Source organism: Pseudomonas sp. UBA2684, assembly GCA_002354655.1.
GTDB lineage: Bacteria > Pseudomonadota > Gammaproteobacteria > Pseudomonadales > Pseudomonadaceae > Aquipseudomonas.
Genome location: DELY01000030.1, coordinates 11410 through 28013, shown reverse-complemented (window position 1 = coordinate 28013; position 16604 = coordinate 11410). Strand labels below are relative to the sequence as shown.

The window sequence follows — 16604 nt, the reverse complement described above, 5'->3', positions numbered from 1 at the left end:
TCCGAATGGCGTGGAATCCGCACGCCAGCAGCGCAATTGCCTCAGCCGGTGCGATTCTCAACGCCAATCCGGGGCTCGTTGAAGCCATCGAGCTACGCCAGCAAAACGACAGCACGCATATTTTTCAGGGCGTTATCCGCGCCGAAGATCGCTTTGATATCACCCTGTGCAACCCGCCGTTTCATGCCTCCGCTGAGGAAGCCACGCAAGGCAGCACCCGCAAATGGCGTAACCTTGGCAAGCTCGACCCCAAACGCAAATTGCCGGTACTCAACTTCGGCGGCCAAGCTGCTGAGCTTTGGTGCAAGGGCGGCGAGGCGGCGTTTGTTAGCCGTTTAATCAGCGAAAGCGCTGAACACGCCCAACAGGTGTTTTGGTTCAGTAGTTTGATCTCCAAAGCCGGCAACCTCGGCGGCGTTTACAGTGCCCTGAACAAAGCTGGCGCATTGGAAGTACGCACCGTTGAAATGGCTCAAGGGCAAAAACAAAGCCGTTTTGTCGCTTGGACATTCCTCACCCCAGAACAGCAACAAGCCTGGCGCCAAGAACGCTGGAGCTAAGCCAGCCCCAGAGTTAGCCACGCGTTGCCAGCCCGATAACGCGCGAGCCGCCCACGCGCCAAAGACTCACTGAGCGTAATAACGCAGCATTCACAGAGTCAAAACACGTGTACACAGGCGGCGCGCGTGCGCACCATGGCTGACCGACACTTAGCGAGGCGAACAATATGGATTTTTTACGCACCCCAGATCGACACTTCGAAAACCTTCCCGGCTACGCATTCGAGCCCAACTACCTGATGGTGGATGACAGCGAAGGCGGTGAGTTACGCATGCATTATTTGGATCAAGGTCCAGCCGCTGGCGCAGTGGTTTTATTGCTGCACGGTGAGCCATCGTGGAGCTACTTGTACCGCACAATGATCCCCACACTAGTTGCTGCAGGCCATCGCGTTATTGCCCCAGACCTCATCGGTTTTGGTCGCTCAGACAAACCCAGTAAACGTACCGACTACACCTATCAGCGCCACGTTGACTGGGCGCAATCGCTGCTCGACCAGCTAAAACTGAGTGACGTGACCTTGGTTTGCCAAGACTGGGGCGGCTTGATTGGCTTGCGTTTAGTCGCAGAAAACCCAGCCCTATTTGCTCGCGTGGTTGCCGCCAACACCATGCTCCCAACCGGTGATCACAACCCAGGGGAGGCCTTCAAAAGCTGGCAGCAATACTCACAACAAGTACCAGAGTTCCCCACTGGAGCGATCATCAACCGCGCCACCACCACAGAGCTATCGCAAGCGGTGCTAGACGCCTACGACGCGCCCTTCCCTGACGAAAGCTACAAAGAAGGTGCACGGCAATTTCCCTTGTTGGTGCCCACCACGCCTAACGACCCTGCCGCCGATAAAAACCGCGCAGCATGGGCAGTACTGATGAAGTGGAACAAACCCTTTTTGACCGCGTTCAGTGATTCAGACCCGATCACCAAAGGCGGCGACAAGGTGCTGCAAAAGCTGATACCGGGCACACACGGCCAAGCGCATACCACCATCGTCAATGGCGGGCACTTTCTGCAAGAGGATCAGGGCGAAAAGCTGGCAGAGGTTGTGGTGATGTTTATCGCGGCGAACCCTTGATGTGCCGAGAACTGTACCGAAGACTCAGCGCTTAACGGCAAACTAGCCAGTGCATGCCTCCAGTAATCCTTGCAAAGCATCTGTCTCGATCTCACTCGCCGAGACAGGTGCCTCGCAAAGGACTATACCGCGAAGCGTTTATCCAGCCCGCTGTAGCCCATGCCAATTGCCTTATGCACTTTTAACTGCACCGGGATGCGCTCTTTGAGCGCTTCAACATGACTGATGACGCCGATCATCTTGCCGCTGGCATTCAGGCTGTCGAGTGCATCCAGCGCCACCTCAAGTGTTTCAGCGTCGAGGGTGCCGAAGCCTTCATCGAGGAACAGCGAGTCGATACTGGTTTTGTGGCTGACCAAATCCGACAAAGCCAACGCCAGCGCAAGGCTGACTAAAAAGCTTTCACCACCAGACAAGGTTTTGGTGTCCCGCGCAACATCCGCCTGCCACGTATCGACCACCTCAAGCTCCAGCTCACCCAGAGACTTGCGCGCCAACTGATAGCGTCCATGCAAGCGTTCAAGCTGCTGATTAGCTAAGTAGACCAAGTGATCGAGTGTTAATCCTTGGGCGAACTTGCGAAATTTAGCGCCATCCGCCGAGCCGATCAGGCTGTTGAGTTGCTGCCAAGCATCGTAATTGGATTGTTGCGCACGGATCTGCGCAAACAGGCTTTGTTGGCTCAGGCGCCGCGCATCATCACCTTGCAGTTGTGCACGAATCTCACCTTGGCGCTGGCTCAGGTTGCGCAACTGTGTTGCCAACTGTACAAGCTGTTGCGCCAGCGCCTCATCATCCAGATCGACCAGCACTTTCGACTGCTCAACCGACTGCAATTCAGCAAAGCGCTGCGTGCAATCGTGCGCCAAAGCCTGAGCGGCAGTGGCTGCGTTGTTTAGGCGCTGCTGAAGCTCGCGCAAGCTCGCGCGTTCAGCGTCATCCAATAACGCCGCCATAAACTGCGCCTCATCGGCAAACTGGCTAGCCGCCAAAGCGTTCTGCCAGTCGTTATTTTGCGCGGCTAACTCACGCTGCTCGTGCTCGATACGCACTTGCACCGTTTGCAGTTGCCCCCACAGCTGATCACGCTGCTGTTGCGAAGCCTGCCAACTACGCTGCAATGCTTGTAATTGCTCATGCGGGTTATCAACCGCCGGCAACTCCGCTAACGGCTCTTGCGCTTGCTCAAGCCAGTGCTGCTGCCAGGTTTGTGCGTGCTCGTGCGCCTGTTGCAGTGCATGCGTTTGCGCTTGCAACTGCGTAGCCAAACTCAGGCTTAACGCCTGTTCAGCCTGCCAGCCTTGCCATGCTTGCTGTTGTTCACGCAGCCAATCGGCAGGCGCTACAGGCATGTTCAAACCCAGCACCTGCAAACAGCTACTGAGGCGTTCCAAGCGTTCGGCATGCTTGCTGGTGAGCAACTGCAGTTGGCTAATACTGTCGTGGTGACGCTGTTGCACATGGCTCTGTTTACTGGTCAGCGTATCCAATTGAGCGCTGCATTTACTGTGCTCAAGCTCAGCCGTCATCACCCCATCGGCGGCTTGCTGGGCGACTAACTTGAGTTGGTCGAGCTGGCTCATGCGCAACTGTTGCTGCTGCATGTGCTGCTCGTGGTCGTGTTGTGCGGCCTGCAATGCGCTGGCATCCGCAATTGCCTGCCCGAGCGATTCACAGGCTTGCTGCCAGCGCTGATCCGCCTCAGCCAACCCCTGTCGTGCAGCACTAACTTGCGCTTGAGCCTGGGCTATTTGTGTTTCCACCACAGCCAGGCGCTTGTTCAGCGTCTCGCCTTGTGCCCGCACCGCATCTTGCTCAAGCTGTTTGGCCTGCAAGGCTTGCACAGTTTGCGACGGGTTAAGCGCTTGATACTCGGCAATCGCCGGGTGCTCATGCGAGCCACACAGCGGACAGGCCTCATCGGCTTGTAGGGCGGCGCGGTATTGTTCTAACTGTTGAATACGTTGCTCTTGCTCAAGCAGCTTTTGTTTGTCGGCGATCTGCTGTTTAAGGTCGACAAACTGACTGCGCAGCGCCTCACGCTGCTGATTTAACTGCGCTTGCTCGGCTTGCTGAGCTATCAGTTGCGCCTGCGCTTGAGCCTGCTGATCAACAAACTGCTGACGCTGAGTCAGCAGCATTGCCAAACGCTCCAGCTGACGCCCACGCTCGGTTAATTGCTGAGTTTGCTCACGTAAGGCTGCGTCATTATGGCCGCCAAACAATCCATCCAACTCCGCGCGCGCGGTGTTTGCCGCCAGCTCAGCTTGTTTAAGCTGAGTCGTCGCTGCGTGCAAAACCGTTTGCTGCTGGGGTAACTCAGCTGCTAGCTGAGCCAGTTGGTCATCCAGTTGTTGTTGCTTCTCACGCTCAGCGGCTTGCTCTTGCTCGCTCACCGCCAAGGAGTCGAACTGCTCTTGCCACGCGGCCAGATGCGCACCTAACTGCGCCCGCTGCGGCTGAGTGACGAGCTGCTGCGCAACAGCATCAGCGCGCTGCTGCAAATCCTCTGTAGTCGCACGTTCTGCCTGCAATGTTTGCTGACTGACTTGTTGACCTTGCCACGCCTGCTGACAGATTTGCTCCAGCGCAGCCATGTGCTGCTCACGCAACTGCTGCTCTTGAGCTTGGCTGGCTTGCAACTGATGACTGATGCGCAGTTGCTCGCGGTACAGCGGCTGCAATTGTGTGGCCGGCTCACTGGCCGCCAGCTTGTGCAATTGCGGCTGAGCCTGATTAAGCGCTTGTTGTGCCTGACTCGCTTGCTCCTGCGCTTGCTGCAATTGCGTCTGCGCCTTGGCTTTGGCATCGCGCCACAGCGTCTGTGCATTCAGGCCGCTTTGCTCAGCCGCCAAACGCTGCTCATCCACGCTGACTTGAGCATGCTCAGCGTTAAGTTGCTCACGCTGCTCGTCACTTAACAGCTCAACCCCTTCAGCTTTAGCGCGCAGGTGATCTAGCGCAGTTTTTACCTCACGAGTTTGCTCAAACACCCGCTGAGAAATTTGCCCGTAAATATCAGTGCCGGTCAGTTCTTCAAGCAACTCTGCACGCTGATTCGCATTGGCCTCAAGAAATGCCGCGAAGCCGCCTTGAGCGAGCAACATCGACTTAGTGAAACGCTCAAAATCCAGCCCGGTCAGGCGCTCGGTTTCACGCAGTTTTTCGTTGATTTTGTCAGTAACGATTTTGCCGTCGGCCATCAATGCCAACTCAACCTTGGGCGCCTGCAGTGCCCCATCAGCTTTGTCGCGGGCGCGGCGCTGGCTCCAAAACGCTCGGTACGCCACACCTTTAACTTCAAACTCAACCTCGGCCAAGCACTCAGCCGTGTGCCGCGTCATCAATTCATTGCTCCCCGCAGACACCGTACTCATACGTGGCGTGCGGTGATACAAGGCCAGGCAAATAGCATCAAGCAACGTGGTTTTACCCGCGCCGGTGGGCCCGGTAATCGCGAACAACCCGTTGTCTTTAAATGGCTCGGCAGTGAAATCAATCTTCCACTCGCCCTTGAGTGAGTTCAGATTTTTGAGGCGCAGGCTGAGGATTTTCATACAAAGGTCGCAGGCTGACATGAGCGACTATTCTGGCATTGTCGCGCGCTGCGTGCAGGACATAAGTGCGAGCGTTGAGGCTCGCACTTAATTTCAGTCAGCCACGCTGTACTGCCAAGCCGTTCAGCGTGGGGCAACCGCAACCGCTGGGTTGCGGCTGGTGGCTCACTTAATAAAAGTGGCGCCGCGGGTGTTTACAAATACTGAGTAAATAGAATGGCTGCTGGCCATGAACAGGCGGTTACCTTGAACGCCGCCAAAGCATAGGTTGGCGCAACGTTCCGGCAACGAAATATGGCCAATCGCCTTGCCTTGAGCATTGAACACACGCACACCATCAAGCTCCTCTGGTTTACCCTGTGGCGAGCCATTGCTGCCCCAACCACACCAGAGATTACCGGCCTCATCGCACTTAATGCCATCGAGCGCGCCATACGCAGTCGCCTCGATATGCTTGTTGCGATTACCCAGCGTGCCGTCTTCATTAACCGCGTACGCCCAGACCAAACGATTCGGCTTGGCGCGACCTTCAACGATGTACAGGGTCTTTTCATCTGGCGAGAAACACAGACCATTAGGCCCGGCGAGATCTTCGATCACGCGCGTGACTTTGGGGTTTGGGGAGCAATGGAACCAAAAACCAACGTAAGCTCTGAATCCCACCGTAAAGGGGCTTTCCGATCTCCAGCTCACCCGCCAGGCATTACTCTCTGATCAGTGCCTCGATGATCGGGCAGATCGTTCCGCCGTCTCCCGCATCACATTGCTGCACCAGTTCGCCTAACAGTTGCTGCATGACGACCAAGTCGGCCATCTTCTGCTCGATCAACGCGAGCTTGCGTGCAGCCCGTGCTCGCGTTTCGGCACAGGCGCACGACTCATCCAGCGTCAGCAGTCCACCGACTTCCGAGAGCGTGAAACCCAGCGCCTGAGCCCGCTTGATGAAACGCAGTCGCTTCACCATGTCCACCGGATAGCGCCGATGGCCACCCAAGGGTTTGGCTGGTTCATCCAGCAGCCCGCGTCGCTGGTAGTAGCGGATCGTCTCGACGTTCACCCCGGCGGCGTCTGCCAGCTTGCCAATGGTCAGCTCTGTGGCCATCACTTTCTCCTTGATTCCGTACTTTGGTACGGAGTTTAGAATAGCACCTAGGCAATCAGGCTCAGGAGATGGGAATGGGGATGCAACTCACCGGGAAAGGCTCGCTGGTCGCGAGTTCGCTGACCGCCATCGGTGCGTCGGTGTGCTGTGTCGGGCCACTGGTGCTGTTGGCACTCGGTGTCGGCGGTACGTGGGTGGGCGCTCTGACCATGATGGGGTTGTACGCCGGAATCCCAGAAATTTCCGTCAGCCCAGCTCCAGTCCCGCCACGAGCGCATCCAGGTCGATGAACTTGCCGTCAGTCTGGAAGGTGTAATGCCCGTTCAGCAGGATGTGCCGCCAGGCCGCTGGCGACATCTGCGTGATCAACGCCAGCGCCTTGGCATTGCCAGCTGCCTCGTACTTCGTCAGCAGCAGGGACAGGATCGCCGAGTTGTAGAAGATGATCGCGTTGCCGATCAGCCTGGCGCACTGGTTGCTGATCTCGATTTCGATGTCGGTGCGGCCGGTCAATTCCTTCTTCCCACCGACTTGGGCGATGGTCGAGCGTAGCTGGTGATAGGACTCAATGCGGTTCTGCGAGCGGTGAACATTACGCTCCAGTTGCGGGTCGCGCAGGTAGCGCAGTGTGTAGATACTGCGGATGAGCTTGTCGAACTCGAAGATTGCGCGCCGCGTCGGGTTCGGCGCCGTATAGGTGCACAGCTTGCGGATCAGCGTGCCCTGCGTCATTTCCTTCAGGCCCAGTGTGGCGACGATTCGGTCGATGTTCGCCTTCTCACCGACGATGAGTTGCCGGTCGATCTGGCCAGCCGGCCGGATCAGGCATTTCTCGTACAATGCCAGATCATCGGCGCAATACAGCTCCTGCAACTGGTCGTCGAGGTCGGTGAAGCGCGGCTCGAAACGAAGTCCGAACCAGTGCAGGATGGCGAAGTTGGCCTTGTTGATGCTGTGCATGTCGCCGGTGATCGCGCTCGGCACGATGTCCGACGTGTTGCGGTACCAGATGTCGAACACGTGGTGAGCCTCGTACTCGTGTGCGCCTATCAGGTAGCCGTTCAACGGCACGTGATTGCACAGCAGCGTGTAGGCGACGACGCCCTTGCCGCGGCCGAAATATTTGCGCGAGTAGCGCGCCTTCACAGTTGGTCGCTCGACGCCGAATTTCTGCCCATCAACGGCACCGTACAACGAATCGAGGTCGAACGAGTAATGCGGGAAGATCGGCAGTGCGGCGATGGCGTTGCTGATGCAATCGTTGGCCACATGTAGCGTCGCCTGGCGCAGGTACTGCTGGTAGGTACTCTCCAGGACGTGGTACGGGATGTCGCTGGTACGTGCCATAACCTGGTTGCCGTGGTTCATGGCTTGGGCAATGATCACCGCCATCAGACTGTCGGCGTCGGCTACCTTCTTCGCATAGCGTGGCTGCAATGGTGTCAGCGCCGACAGGAACTGGCACTGGCCGTTGACGAAGCGAAACACGTCGGCGACATCGCAGTATGGCAGTTGCTCGTAGAGAGCTTGCTCGCGCGCCTTCTGGTTCTCCCCCTTGGGCTTGCGCCAGGTCAGTCTCTGCGTGTCCTTGTCGTATTCCAGGTGCGTCAGCTTGCCCTGTTTCAGCTCGCGATTGAACGCCACCCATTGCGCACGCAACTCGGCCGCCAGTGCATCGAGCTGGGCACTGACCGGCTGCCGCAGGAAGGGGATGTCCATCTGCGCGAGCACGGCGGCTTTCTCGTCCATCGAAACCAACTCGTCGGACAAATGCCGGTGCTGCAAGCTGTCGTCAATGTAGAGCTCGCCCGCCTGGAAGCGTTTCCTGACCTGACGGTAAAGCCAGAATTCGTAACGATCGGCATGCAGGCCTGTCGGCGTGCCTTCGGCATCGAACATCAGCAGGTACGGACGCAAGCGTTTCGGCAGCGTTGCCGCCGGACATTCGTCGAGTGGCCGTTGTGATAGGCGCTGCTGCTTGGCGAACACGCTCTTGGCCCAAGTCAGCGCCGCGAGCCATGGGTTATCGGGGGCCGTGCCGGCGAAGTCGAGCGCGACGTACAGCGGCCGTAGATGGCGTCGAATGCGTTCGGCCAGGCCGTCCACCGCCTGCCAGTGCAGCGCCAGTTTGTTCAGTGGCTTGACGCTCATGCGCTGCGCCGTGTTTTGCAGCAATTCCCTGGACATGATTTTGTAGGCGCGTTGGCGCACCTCGCCGAACGGCGTCGGATCGGCCACGCTGTCGTCCACGTACAGCGACAGCAGGCGGCCAACCTGCGGCGTTTCCTGATGGCGTCGCAGCTGTTCGGCGACAAAGGACTGTTTCGCACCCGTGCGGCTCTCGTCCTCAAGTTTTTTCATGTGGAAGGCCATCGCGTCGACCAGGTTGTCGGTGAGCTGCCGGTAACGTACCCAGGCATAGCACAGCAGGTAGAGCCGGGTCTGCTCCGCCTTCAGGTGGCGCAGGTCATGGACGGTATAGAAGTTCGCCAGGCTCGCGTAGTACAGCAGGTTCTGCTGCGAGATGCCGAGCTTGGGCAGCAGCGCCTTGGCGATCCCGTGCAAGGACTTCAGCGTGGCGCGCTTCTCGCGCTCCCCTGCCATCTGACGCCAGCCGAAATCTTTAGCGTCCTGCTTGAGCGCTGCCAGTTGAGACAGGGTGTCGTCACGCACCAGGAGCTGGCCCAGCGCAGCTTTGGCCGATTCGTCCAACACTTCTGCCAGCAAGCCGCCCAAGCGCCTGCGTTCGGTGGACAGGGCTTCACTGACCAGCTCTTGTAAGGTGGTGTGGCCGGGCCGGATGATTTTGTGCTCGCTGAGCCAAACGATCAGTTCGGCGGCCACGAATCCTGGCATTACGTCGCGCCGCACGATCTGTTCAGCCTGCTGTGCCAGTTGCGGCAGGAAGCTAGCCGCCCACGACCGGTAGCCGAACAGTTCGGCGATCTGACCCCTCTGGCTGTAGTGCTCATGCTTGGTGATCGCCTTGCGTTCGAACGCTTCGCCGTGGAAATAGCGACTCAGCACGAAGGCGCAATCGTCCTCGACCTCATGCCAATCGAAGCGGAAGAAAGCATGCTTGGCCTTGAAGTAGCCGATCTGCAAGACGCAATAGACTTGGGCCTGCAGGCTAGGCCGGCTGCTGGCGAACGCCAGTTCAGATTCGGTCAACGCCAGGTATTCCAGCCGCTGAGCATCGTCGAAGTCCGGTAGGCCGTACAAGGCTTCCTGCTCTGCGTCAGAAAAGACGGTGAGTAGCTTATTCTTGTTGCTCATCGACCGTCCTTCCCGCACCACGCCAACCTGCTCGCGTCAATGTTTCGATCAACGTAGTGCGCTTGACATTGAAGTTGCGGCACACCGCCGCCTTAGACATGCCGCCATCGAGCGCGGCGACGATGGCGTCCAGCTTCTCACCAGTGATCGCCTGCGGCCGGCCGCCGATCCGGCCGCGTTTGCGTGCGGCGGCCAAGCCCGCGACGACGCGCTCCTGAATCAAGGCGCGCTCGTACTGCGCGAGCGCACCGAACACCTGGAACAGGAATTCGCCCGAGGGCGTCGTAGTGTCCAGGTTCTCTGTCAGCGAGCGGAACGCCACCCGCTTGTCCTTGAGCGAAGTCACAATGGCGAGCAGGTGCGACAGCGAGCGACCGAGCCGGTCGAGTTTCCACACCACCAGCACATCGCCGGCTCGAACGAACTCAAGCGCCCGCGCCAAGCCGGCACGGTCATCCTTCGCGCCAGAGGCACGATCCTCAAACAGGTGACGCGGATCGACGCCGGCGGCGAGCAGCGCGTCGCGCTGCAAGTCCGTGCTCTGGCGGTCGGAGTCCGACGACACGCGCATGTAGCCAACCAACATAGGCGGATAACCATCAAAAACAGGTTTCCGCATAATAGTGAATAGCGATAGAGTTTTCCGTACATTTTTGAGGGGGTGTTGCACAGGTAGCACAGCGGCGGCTGACAGCCTGTCGCAAAACAAATGTTTTACGACACCTCCTTGAGGTTGCCGCGTTTACATCATTACCTGAACAGGTATAAAATTCCGTCATGACAAACAAAGAAAAACCGCTCGAATGGATCGCGAGCAGCCACAAGGATTTGATGGCGTTGCCGTCCGACGTGCGTCGCCGTTTCGGTTACGCGCTCTCGTTGGCGCAGATAGGCGATCAGGATGACGCAGCAAAGGTGCTCAAGGGGTTCGGTGGTGCCGGCGTGCTGGAGGTCGTCGAAGACGATGCCGGCGGCACCTATCGAGCGGTATACACGGTCAAGTTTGCGGAAGCGGTGTTCGTCCTGCACTGCTTCCAGAAGAAGAGCAAGAGCGGAATCGCCACGCCAAAGGCCGACATGGACATCATCCGCGCTCGGCTGAAGGTGGCCGAGGTATTGGCACAGGAGCTACGAAATGCAAAAACGAATCATTGAAGGCGTCGAGGTTCAGCGCAGCTCGGGCAACGTCTTTGCCGACCTTGGACTGCCTGACGCTGAAAAGCTCAAGATCAAGACCGGCCTGGTGGTCGAGATCAGGAGGGCCATGCGCGCCCTTGGGCTGACTCAACAAGCGGCGGCCAAACGCATGGGCATCCCGCAACCGAAGGTGTCGGGCATGATGCGCGGCGACTTCACCAATCTATCCGAACGCAAGCTGATGGATTGTCTGAATCGCCTCGGCTACGACATCGAAATCAAGGTACGGCCAGCAGCCGAGCCGATCGGGCATCTAACGCTCGCAACCGCTTAATCGGAGCTCTCCTGATGGCAGCCCGCATCACCGACGACGAATGGGACGAACTGACTCCCGAGAATTTCGATACCACGGCACTGCTGCGTGCAGTCGATGCCGTGGACGTGCTGCGCGGCGATTTGAATGACAGCGCAGACGGCGCACCTCCGCAACTGCGCACCGACCTGTTGAAGCTGCATCAACTGGCAATGGCCGCGTTCAACGAGGGATCACGCAGCCGAGTGGCTGAGCTATTTGATCTCGCCGTGGATCTTCAGGATCAGGTTGATCATCTGATGACCTCGCTGGAACAAGTGCAAGAAACCCTGTCCCGGTTGACGGCGCTCTACCCAGAAAGCCTGTCCTGAATGTTCTTGGAGACAACCACATCATGAGCCGCAGCCGCCGCAAAACGCCCATCGTTGGGCACACGACCTGCCGTAGCGAGCGCGAGGACAAGAAACTCTGGCATCAGCGCTGGCGAACCCACGAGCGCACCGCGCTGGCCAGCGCGTCGCCGGAAGCTCTATGCGCCCATCTGCCTCTACTGGAAAACCAGGTCAGCAACGTCTGGTCGATGGGTAAGGATGGCCGCTCCTACTGGCCCATCAAGCGCCAGGCCGCCACGGCGGATCGCATTGCCAACCACAAGGGACGCAATCCGCAAGAGCGCGCCTCCCTGAAAAAGCGTCTGCTGCGCAAGTGGATGAGCAAATGAACCTGTCCACCATCGAGGCGCTGGCTATCGCTTGGGCGCGAATCGCTGAAGAAGCAGAACTCCCAGCCGGCTACGAGGGCACGGCGACGCCAGAGGCGCATCGGGCCTGCGAGGTGATCCAGGAGCGGATTCGAGAGCACGTCGTCGCCACCAATGACATGCGGCTGTTCGGCCTGCTGCACCTGCTTGGGCAGGCGTCGCTGCGCATGGAGCAAGCGCTGTGGCCGGAAGAATATGCGCGGATGACCCGCGAGGTCGAGGAAGCTCTCCGAGAGGCCGACGACCCCAACGCCAAGTCGTACACCCACGAAGAAGTCATGCAGGCGATGCAGGAACGCATCGACCGAGCGCGAGACAAAGCCATGTTGATCGGCTGACGGAAATTTCGGCGGTTCCGGCTGATCCAAGAATCTTGGCGTGACCTTACCTCCGCTCTACCGCTGGGTGCCAGCCTCGGCGCACGCCTAACCACCCAACTCAGAAAGGAAAATAAGTTGGTAAAACGCATTCCCGTATCCGAGCTTCGTCTCGGCATGTACATCCACAAGCTCGCCTGCTCTTGGGTTCGACACCCATTCTGGCGCGGCAGCTTCCTGCTGACCGAGCCTCAGGATCTCTCTGCCATTCGAGAATGTGGCGTCGGGGAGGTCTGGGTCGACTTGGCCAAAAGCCAAGTCGACCCAGAGAGCCCAGAGAGCCCAGAGAGCCCAGAGAGCCCAGAGAGCCCAGAGAGCCCAGAGAGCCCAGAGAGCCCAGAGAGCCCAGAGCCCAGAGCCCAGAGCCCAGAGCCCAGAGCCCAGAGCCCAGAGCCCAGAGCCCAGAGAATTGTCGGAGGAGCAATCTCTGCCGTCTAGTCCACTAAGCAAGAAAAGTGACGGCGCAACCTCAATGGAGAGCGAAATGCGTTATGCACGGAAACTCTGTCTTGCGGCCAAGTCCCAAGTCATGGACATGTTCCAGGAAGCCCGGCTTGGCAAGGCCGTCGACCCAAGCACGACGTTGCCGCTGGTCGGAGAAATCGCTGCCTCGGTGCTGCGCCAACCTCATGCCCTCATCAGCGTCGCACGCATCAAAACGCACGACGATTACACCTACCTGCACTCGGTTGCCGTCTGCGCCCTGATGCTATCGCTGGCCCGGCATCTCGATCTAGACGAGGAGCAAACGCGCCTGGCTGGCATCGGCGGACTGATGCACGACCTAGGCAAGGCCGCGATGCCGCTGGAAGTGCTTAACAAACCAGGCAAGCTCACCGATGCCGAGTTCGCCATCATGAAGCGCCACCCTGTGGAGGGCGCAAAGATGCTGCGCGCAGGCGGGGCCGAGCCCGGGGTGGTGGACATTGCCCTGCACCATCACGAGAAGATCGACGGAACCGGCTACCCGGATCGCTTGGCCGGTGACGCCATTTCACTCCTGGCCCGCATGGGCGCAATCTGCGACGTCTATGATGCCGTGACGTCGGAGCGAGCCTACAAAAAGCCGTGGGACCCGTCCGCGGCGATGCGGCAGATGGCCAAGTGGGAGGGCCATTTCGACAAACGCATCTTCCACGCCTTCGTCAAGGCCGTGGGCATCTACCCCGTCGGCTCCTTGGTTCGCCTGTCCTCTCAGCGTCTGGCCGTTGTCGTTGAGCCGGGAATGGAATCACTGCTGACTCCCAAGGTTCGCGTGTTCTTCTCGCTACGCTCGAGAGAGCCGATCCCGATGCAGACCATCGACCTGGCGGCCACGAGTTGCAAGGACAGTATCACTGGCCCCGAAGACCCGACGCTCTGGAACTTCAAGAACCTCGACGACTTGTGGATGGAATAGCCCCCACAAAACGACGGCCCCGTGAGGGAGCCGTTGAACATCGTCGAGCGATGCCCGTCCAGGGAGGGATGGCCGAGCTCGATTCTCCAGAAGGTAGCTGGTGACACGAGTGTTGAGCCCACCCAACTAGGGTGACGGAAATTTCTGGGGTTCCGGCTTACATCCCCTACCTCGGCATAACTTCAATCAGGCGTTCAGAGCCGATTCTATAATTGACTATAAAATCCTATAAAGCCCATCCTGAGTAACTTAGCGACGCTAGAAAGATATTTAAATACAATCAGTTGCAGCGCGTATGTCCTAATTTTCCTTTATCTCGGCATGACCCCGAATAGGACGAGGTAACGGTTTTCTGGGATCAATCTGACTAATAGCAGCCAAGACTAGGCGATGTTCATTGAGAGTTAATCTATAGCTTGCTGCGATCAGGCTATTGGACTTTGTGACCTTATGGCACTTATGCATAAGTGCCTCCTCGCTGAGTCATTCGCTCGGACTTCCGAGGTCGACCAGGCTTTCGTTTTGCGACAGGCCCAGCAGAGTCAATTAAGTCGAGTTGAACAACATGCAGCTGCAGCCAACTCTCAACATCCGCACGACGCCACAATAGTCTGCCTGCACCAGGAATGCGGCAAACAGGAGGCAAGCGCGAGGGATTCTTTGAATGCTGGTTTTTGATGGTGCCGGTAGACCGGCCTAGGATCTCAGCGAGATCAGTAACGGTGAGAAGCTTTTCGAGCGACATGATTCATCCTCGCCCGACCAGAAGGTCAGGTTTGGATGGGTCCACGGCAGCGCTGGTGATTGAGCAAGTGGAACTGCTGCTTCAGTTCCAGGATGCGATCATCCAGACGCGGGGTTGTACCCACAGTCGCCCACGCTTTCCTCCGCACCGCGCCGATTATTTTCCGGCCCCATCAATGCCGGTAGCTTGGTGTCAATCAGGCGATTACCCCCGAGAGAGGGCATCCTTTCTTCCGTGACAGTCTCGTCCGCTTACTACTGCCACGGTGCCGGGCCGAGGGACCCTGCTAACCTTCATCGGCTGCCACACCATTAACAGATAGTGGGGGGCCTCAGGCCAGGGCATTTCTCGTACCTCGCCGGCGCGTTCGTATTCAGACTAATCATTGGCAGTCATCCGCGCAACCACCATGGCACACTTTTGTCACACTGAAGCTGTGAATAATGATGATTCAGCGTGATCGACGATTATCGAGAGCGCCGACGCAGCCCAGGGAAATAAAGGGATTTAACGCTTACAGGCTGTACTTTAAGGCCCCGGCATGACGCCAGGCTTTGCAGTTGCACTGCAAAGGCCCGACGGGGAAGGTTTCGCGGATCAGCTGGGGAGGCGTGGGTTGCATCGGGGTTCCTGCGGGTGGGTGGTGGTTTCTGGCAGGTGCAAAGGGTGAGCCCAAGGGGCGGCGTCATTCAAGCCCTGCCGCCGTGTTCATCGCGCCTGCGCAGCCCCGGCGCCCTGGCCCGGCAGCAGGTGTGCGCCGGGCGGGTTCGTTACCAGCGCAGCAGGTAGGGGCCGACGATAGCGCCGAACAGGGCGGGCAGCAGCATGCCGGACAGGTACCAGACGCCCCAGAACGGTACCTCCATTTCCGGGCAGTGCAGGCAGTAGGCCAGGGTTGCGGTGGAGCCGGCAAGCAGGCCGCCGCCTGCGCCTGCCAGGCGCAGACGGGTCGGGGCCAGGCCACGCAAGGCCCAGAACACCGAGATAAAACCCGGCACGGAAAGCATCGCGATGTTGAATGGGCATTCTTTCCAGCTTATGCCCAGCAGCATGGGCATGCGTGCCTCGGTCGGTGCTTGCCACAGGGCCGCTATCGCGGCCAGCCACACAACGATGATGGGCAGACACAGCGACGCCCAGGCCGCACCGCCTTCGACACCCGGCCGAGCCAGGCGCGTGGAAAGCCACAACGAGCCCAGGGCGAGACTCCCGGGCAAGGCGAGCTTGGCCCAGAACACCGGTGTGCGCGCCACTTCGGCCAGGTCTGGCCGCACCCCGAAATACAACGCCATCAGCACAACTGCCGCGACACCGCCGACGAGCAGTGCCAGGGCGAAACGCTTGGCCATGGCCAGCCTGTCCATTGCAGGCTCACCCGCAGCAAGCATGGAAATCAGGTCATCCGTTTTCATGGCTCTGTTTACCTCTGATCACCATCGCCAGCGCTTTCAGGCCGCGATGGATACCTACCTTGACCGCAGAACTGGAAAGACCGGTCAGTTGAGCCGTTTCCTCTACCGAACGGCCTTCCAGTTTCACATGAATGATGGGCAGACGCTGACGCTCGGGCAGGTGCTGTAACAGCTTGCCCAGATCACGCCGGGCCTCCGCCGGGCGGCTATCCTCCACCTCGAACATGTCTTCGTCCAGCGAATCGGACAGCGCATCGCGGCGGGCGAACGCACGGAAGTGATCGGCCAGCTTGTAGCGGGCGATCGCCTGCACCCACACGGTCAGCGGCTGTTCGGCGCGATAGGTGTGCCTTGCGTTGTGCACGGCCAGCAGTACCTCTTGCAACAGGTCCTCGACCTCTCCCGGGCGCTGCGCCAGGCGTCGGCGAAGGAAACCGCGCAGGTGCGAACTGAGCGCGGTGAGGAATTCGCGGTATGCGGCCTCGTCGCCAGCCAACCCACCCAGAAGCAATGACTGCAGGCGCTCTTCGCGCGTGGCCATGACCTCATAGCTTGTAGTTCGCTCCATTGGCCGCCTTAGTTACACCGCAGGTGGATATTTTTCATTGAGCCCAGACTGCATCATATCGGCCGCAACGCCAAAGGTTTCAATCGGCGCAGGTGCACCGAAAGAAATCTCAACATTTTTCTGCCGCGCTGTAACCGTATCGACTGCTACGACGAATTACCTGTCGGACCGTCACACCGAGCTGACGGCCATCCAGTCCATTACGGAGATATGCCATGAAAAGCATCGCCCTCGCTACCGCCGCACTCGCCCTCGCCTCCATTGCATCCACCGCCATGGCCGACAACCAGGCCACGCCAAGCGTGGAAAAATGCTACGGCGT

At 58.9% G+C, this 16604-nt stretch carries 17 protein-coding genes and 2 pseudogenes; 10 read left to right on the top strand and 9 right to left on the bottom strand.

The genetic code is table 11. The features are described from left to right. Both B3M58_RS10315 and B3M58_RS10310 read left to right on the top strand, forming a co-directional pair. On the top strand, positions 1-560 hold a 560-nt coding region (locus tag B3M58_RS10315; RefSeq protein ID WP_296218901.1), incomplete at its 5' end, for an RlmF-related methyltransferase. A gap of 167 nt (positions 561-727) precedes the next feature. Further along, positions 728-1636: a haloalkane dehalogenase gene (locus tag B3M58_RS10310; RefSeq protein WP_045735840.1), complete on the top strand. Its 909-nt coding sequence runs from the start codon at positions 728-730 to the stop codon at positions 1634-1636. A gap of 122 nt (positions 1637-1758) precedes the next feature. Here B3M58_RS10310 and B3M58_RS10305 read toward each other — a convergent pair whose 3' ends face one another. The 3 genes and pseudogenes from B3M58_RS10305 to merR all read right to left on the bottom strand — a co-directional run bounded on the left by B3M58_RS10305 (position 1759) and on the right by merR (position 6295). Next, positions 1759-5193 carry an SbcC/MukB-like Walker B domain-containing protein gene (locus B3M58_RS10305; protein ID WP_077749512.1) on the bottom strand — a complete coding sequence of 1145 codons (3435 nt, stop codon included), beginning with the start codon at positions 5191-5193 and terminating at the stop codon, positions 1759-1761. A gap of 165 nt (positions 5194-5358) precedes the next feature. Beyond that, positions 5359-5907: pseudogene (locus B3M58_RS10300) on the bottom strand (SMP-30/gluconolactonase/LRE family protein); the annotation flags it as partial. Further along, complete coding sequence (merR, locus tag B3M58_RS10295) at positions 5897-6295, bottom strand: Hg(II)-responsive transcriptional regulator (protein WP_003089120.1); 399 nt, start codon at positions 6293-6295, stop codon at positions 5897-5899. The gene merR and the pseudogene B3M58_RS10300, both read right to left, overlap by 11 nt. A 74-nt stretch (positions 6296-6369) precedes the next feature. Here merR and B3M58_RS10290 point away from each other — a divergent pair. Beyond that, a pseudogene (locus tag B3M58_RS10290) lies at positions 6370-6528 on the top strand (mercuric transporter MerT family protein); the annotation flags it as partial. A gap of 13 nt (positions 6529-6541) precedes the next feature. On the opposite strand, the gene B3M58_RS10285 reads toward B3M58_RS10290, so the two are convergent. Together B3M58_RS10285 and B3M58_RS10280 are read right to left on the bottom strand one after the other, a co-directional pair. Beyond that, the gene (locus B3M58_RS10285) at positions 6542-9571 is read right to left on the bottom strand and encodes a Tn3 family transposase (RefSeq protein ID WP_010799689.1); all 3030 of its coding nucleotides are present in this window, start codon (positions 9569-9571) and stop codon (positions 6542-6544) included. Further along, on the bottom strand, positions 9555-10157 hold the full coding sequence (locus tag B3M58_RS10280; RefSeq protein ID WP_010465829.1) for a recombinase family protein: 603 nt from the start codon (positions 10155-10157) through the stop codon (positions 9555-9557). Before B3M58_RS10280 ends, B3M58_RS10285 begins: the two co-directional genes overlap by 17 nt. Positions 10158-10348: 191 nt before the next feature. Here B3M58_RS10280 and B3M58_RS10275 point away from each other — a divergent pair, with 191 nt between their 5' ends. From B3M58_RS10275 to B3M58_RS10245, 7 genes are all read left to right on the top strand, one after another. Continuing rightward, entirely contained in the window at positions 10349-10726 is a 378-nt protein-coding gene (locus B3M58_RS10275) for a type II toxin-antitoxin system RelE/ParE family toxin (protein WP_003151133.1), read from the top strand. Then, positions 10707-11042, top strand: a complete 336-nt coding sequence (locus B3M58_RS10270) for a helix-turn-helix domain-containing protein (protein ID WP_001172026.1) — start codon at positions 10707-10709, stop codon at positions 11040-11042. The genes B3M58_RS10275 and B3M58_RS10270 overlap by 20 nt, the downstream gene beginning before the upstream one ends. 14 nt (positions 11043-11056) lie before the next feature. Continuing rightward, a complete protein-coding gene (locus B3M58_RS10265; protein ID WP_000741275.1) occupies positions 11057-11392 on the top strand; it encodes a hypothetical protein in 336 nt (111 codons plus the stop codon). A 23-nt stretch (positions 11393-11415) separates the two neighbouring features. Then, the gene (locus B3M58_RS10260; RefSeq protein ID WP_000091614.1) at positions 11416-11742 is read left to right on the top strand and encodes a hypothetical protein; all 327 of its coding nucleotides are present in this window, start codon (positions 11416-11418) and stop codon (positions 11740-11742) included. Next, a complete protein-coding gene (locus B3M58_RS10255) occupies positions 11739-12119 on the top strand; it encodes a hypothetical protein (protein ID WP_001054412.1) in 381 nt (126 codons plus the stop codon). The genes B3M58_RS10260 and B3M58_RS10255 overlap by 4 nt, the downstream gene beginning before the upstream one ends. 156 nt (positions 12120-12275) lie before the next feature. After that, on the top strand, positions 12276-12596 hold the full coding sequence (locus tag B3M58_RS10250; protein WP_296218902.1) for a DUF3391 domain-containing protein: 321 nt from the start codon (positions 12276-12278) through the stop codon (positions 12594-12596). A 46-nt stretch (positions 12597-12642) separates the two neighbouring features. Next, the gene (locus tag B3M58_RS10245; RefSeq protein WP_020308525.1) at positions 12643-13557 is read left to right on the top strand and encodes an HD-GYP domain-containing protein; all 915 of its coding nucleotides are present in this window, start codon (positions 12643-12645) and stop codon (positions 13555-13557) included. Positions 13558-13857: 300 nt separating this feature from the next. On the opposite strand, the gene B3M58_RS10240 is transcribed toward B3M58_RS10245, so the two are convergent. The 4 genes from B3M58_RS10240 to B3M58_RS10230 form a co-directional block, all read right to left on the bottom strand. After that, complete coding sequence (locus B3M58_RS10240; RefSeq protein WP_079866864.1) at positions 13858-14022, bottom strand: replication initiation protein; 165 nt, start codon at positions 14020-14022, stop codon at positions 13858-13860. Beyond that, positions 14015-14302: a helix-turn-helix transcriptional regulator gene (locus tag B3M58_RS22605; RefSeq protein ID WP_073656513.1), complete on the bottom strand. Its 288-nt coding sequence runs from the start codon at positions 14300-14302 to the stop codon at positions 14015-14017. The genes B3M58_RS10240 and B3M58_RS22605 overlap by 8 nt, the downstream gene beginning before the upstream one ends. 770 nt (positions 14303-15072) lie before the next feature. Further along, positions 15073-15714 (bottom strand): DUF1109 domain-containing protein, encoded by a 642-nt coding sequence (locus tag B3M58_RS10235; protein WP_021703084.1) that lies wholly within the window; start codon positions 15712-15714, stop codon positions 15073-15075. Then, positions 15701-16282 (bottom strand): sigma-70 family RNA polymerase sigma factor, encoded by a 582-nt coding sequence (locus tag B3M58_RS10230; protein ID WP_034011917.1) that lies wholly within the window; start codon positions 16280-16282, stop codon positions 15701-15703. Before B3M58_RS10230 ends, B3M58_RS10235 begins: the two co-directional genes overlap by 14 nt. Between the last annotated feature and the right edge of the window lie 322 nt (positions 16283-16604).

What these genes read in the sequence shown, in the direction of transcription:
- B3M58_RS10310 (WP_045735840.1), top strand. Translation starts at nt 728, where the DNA reads ATGGATTTTTTACGCACCCCAGATCGACACTTCGAAAACCTTCCCGGC.
- B3M58_RS10305 (WP_077749512.1), bottom strand. Translation starts at nt 5,193, where the DNA reads ATGAAAATCCTCAGCCTGCGCCTCAAAAATCTGAACTCACTCAAGGGC.
- merR (WP_003089120.1), bottom strand. Translation starts at nt 6,295, where the DNA reads ATGGCCACAGAGCTGACCATTGGCAAGCTGGCAGACGCCGCCGGGGTG.
- B3M58_RS10285 (WP_010799689.1), bottom strand. Translation starts at nt 9,571, where the DNA reads ATGAGCAACAAGAATAAGCTACTCACCGTCTTTTCTGACGCAGAGCAG.
- B3M58_RS10280 (WP_010465829.1), bottom strand. Translation starts at nt 10,157, where the DNA reads ATGTTGGTTGGCTACATGCGCGTGTCGTCGGACTCCGACCGCCAGAGC.
- B3M58_RS10275 (WP_003151133.1), top strand. Translation starts at nt 10,349, where the DNA reads ATGACAAACAAAGAAAAACCGCTCGAATGGATCGCGAGCAGCCACAAG.
- B3M58_RS10270 (WP_001172026.1), top strand. Translation starts at nt 10,707, where the DNA reads ATGCAAAAACGAATCATTGAAGGCGTCGAGGTTCAGCGCAGCTCGGGC.
- B3M58_RS10265 (WP_000741275.1), top strand. Translation starts at nt 11,057, where the DNA reads ATGGCAGCCCGCATCACCGACGACGAATGGGACGAACTGACTCCCGAG.
- B3M58_RS10260 (WP_000091614.1), top strand. Translation starts at nt 11,416, where the DNA reads ATGAGCCGCAGCCGCCGCAAAACGCCCATCGTTGGGCACACGACCTGC.
- B3M58_RS10255 (WP_001054412.1), top strand. Translation starts at nt 11,739, where the DNA reads ATGAACCTGTCCACCATCGAGGCGCTGGCTATCGCTTGGGCGCGAATC.
- B3M58_RS10250 (WP_296218902.1), top strand. Translation starts at nt 12,276, where the DNA reads ATGTACATCCACAAGCTCGCCTGCTCTTGGGTTCGACACCCATTCTGG.
- B3M58_RS10245 (WP_020308525.1), top strand. Translation starts at nt 12,643, where the DNA reads ATGCGTTATGCACGGAAACTCTGTCTTGCGGCCAAGTCCCAAGTCATG.
- B3M58_RS10240 (WP_079866864.1), bottom strand. Translation starts at nt 14,022, where the DNA reads ATGCATAAGTGCCATAAGGTCACAAAGTCCAATAGCCTGATCGCAGCA.
- B3M58_RS22605 (WP_073656513.1), bottom strand. Translation starts at nt 14,302, where the DNA reads ATGTCGCTCGAAAAGCTTCTCACCGTTACTGATCTCGCTGAGATCCTA.
- B3M58_RS10235 (WP_021703084.1), bottom strand. Translation starts at nt 15,714, where the DNA reads ATGAAAACGGATGACCTGATTTCCATGCTTGCTGCGGGTGAGCCTGCA.
- B3M58_RS10230 (WP_034011917.1), bottom strand. Translation starts at nt 16,282, where the DNA reads ATGGAGCGAACTACAAGCTATGAGGTCATGGCCACGCGCGAAGAGCGC.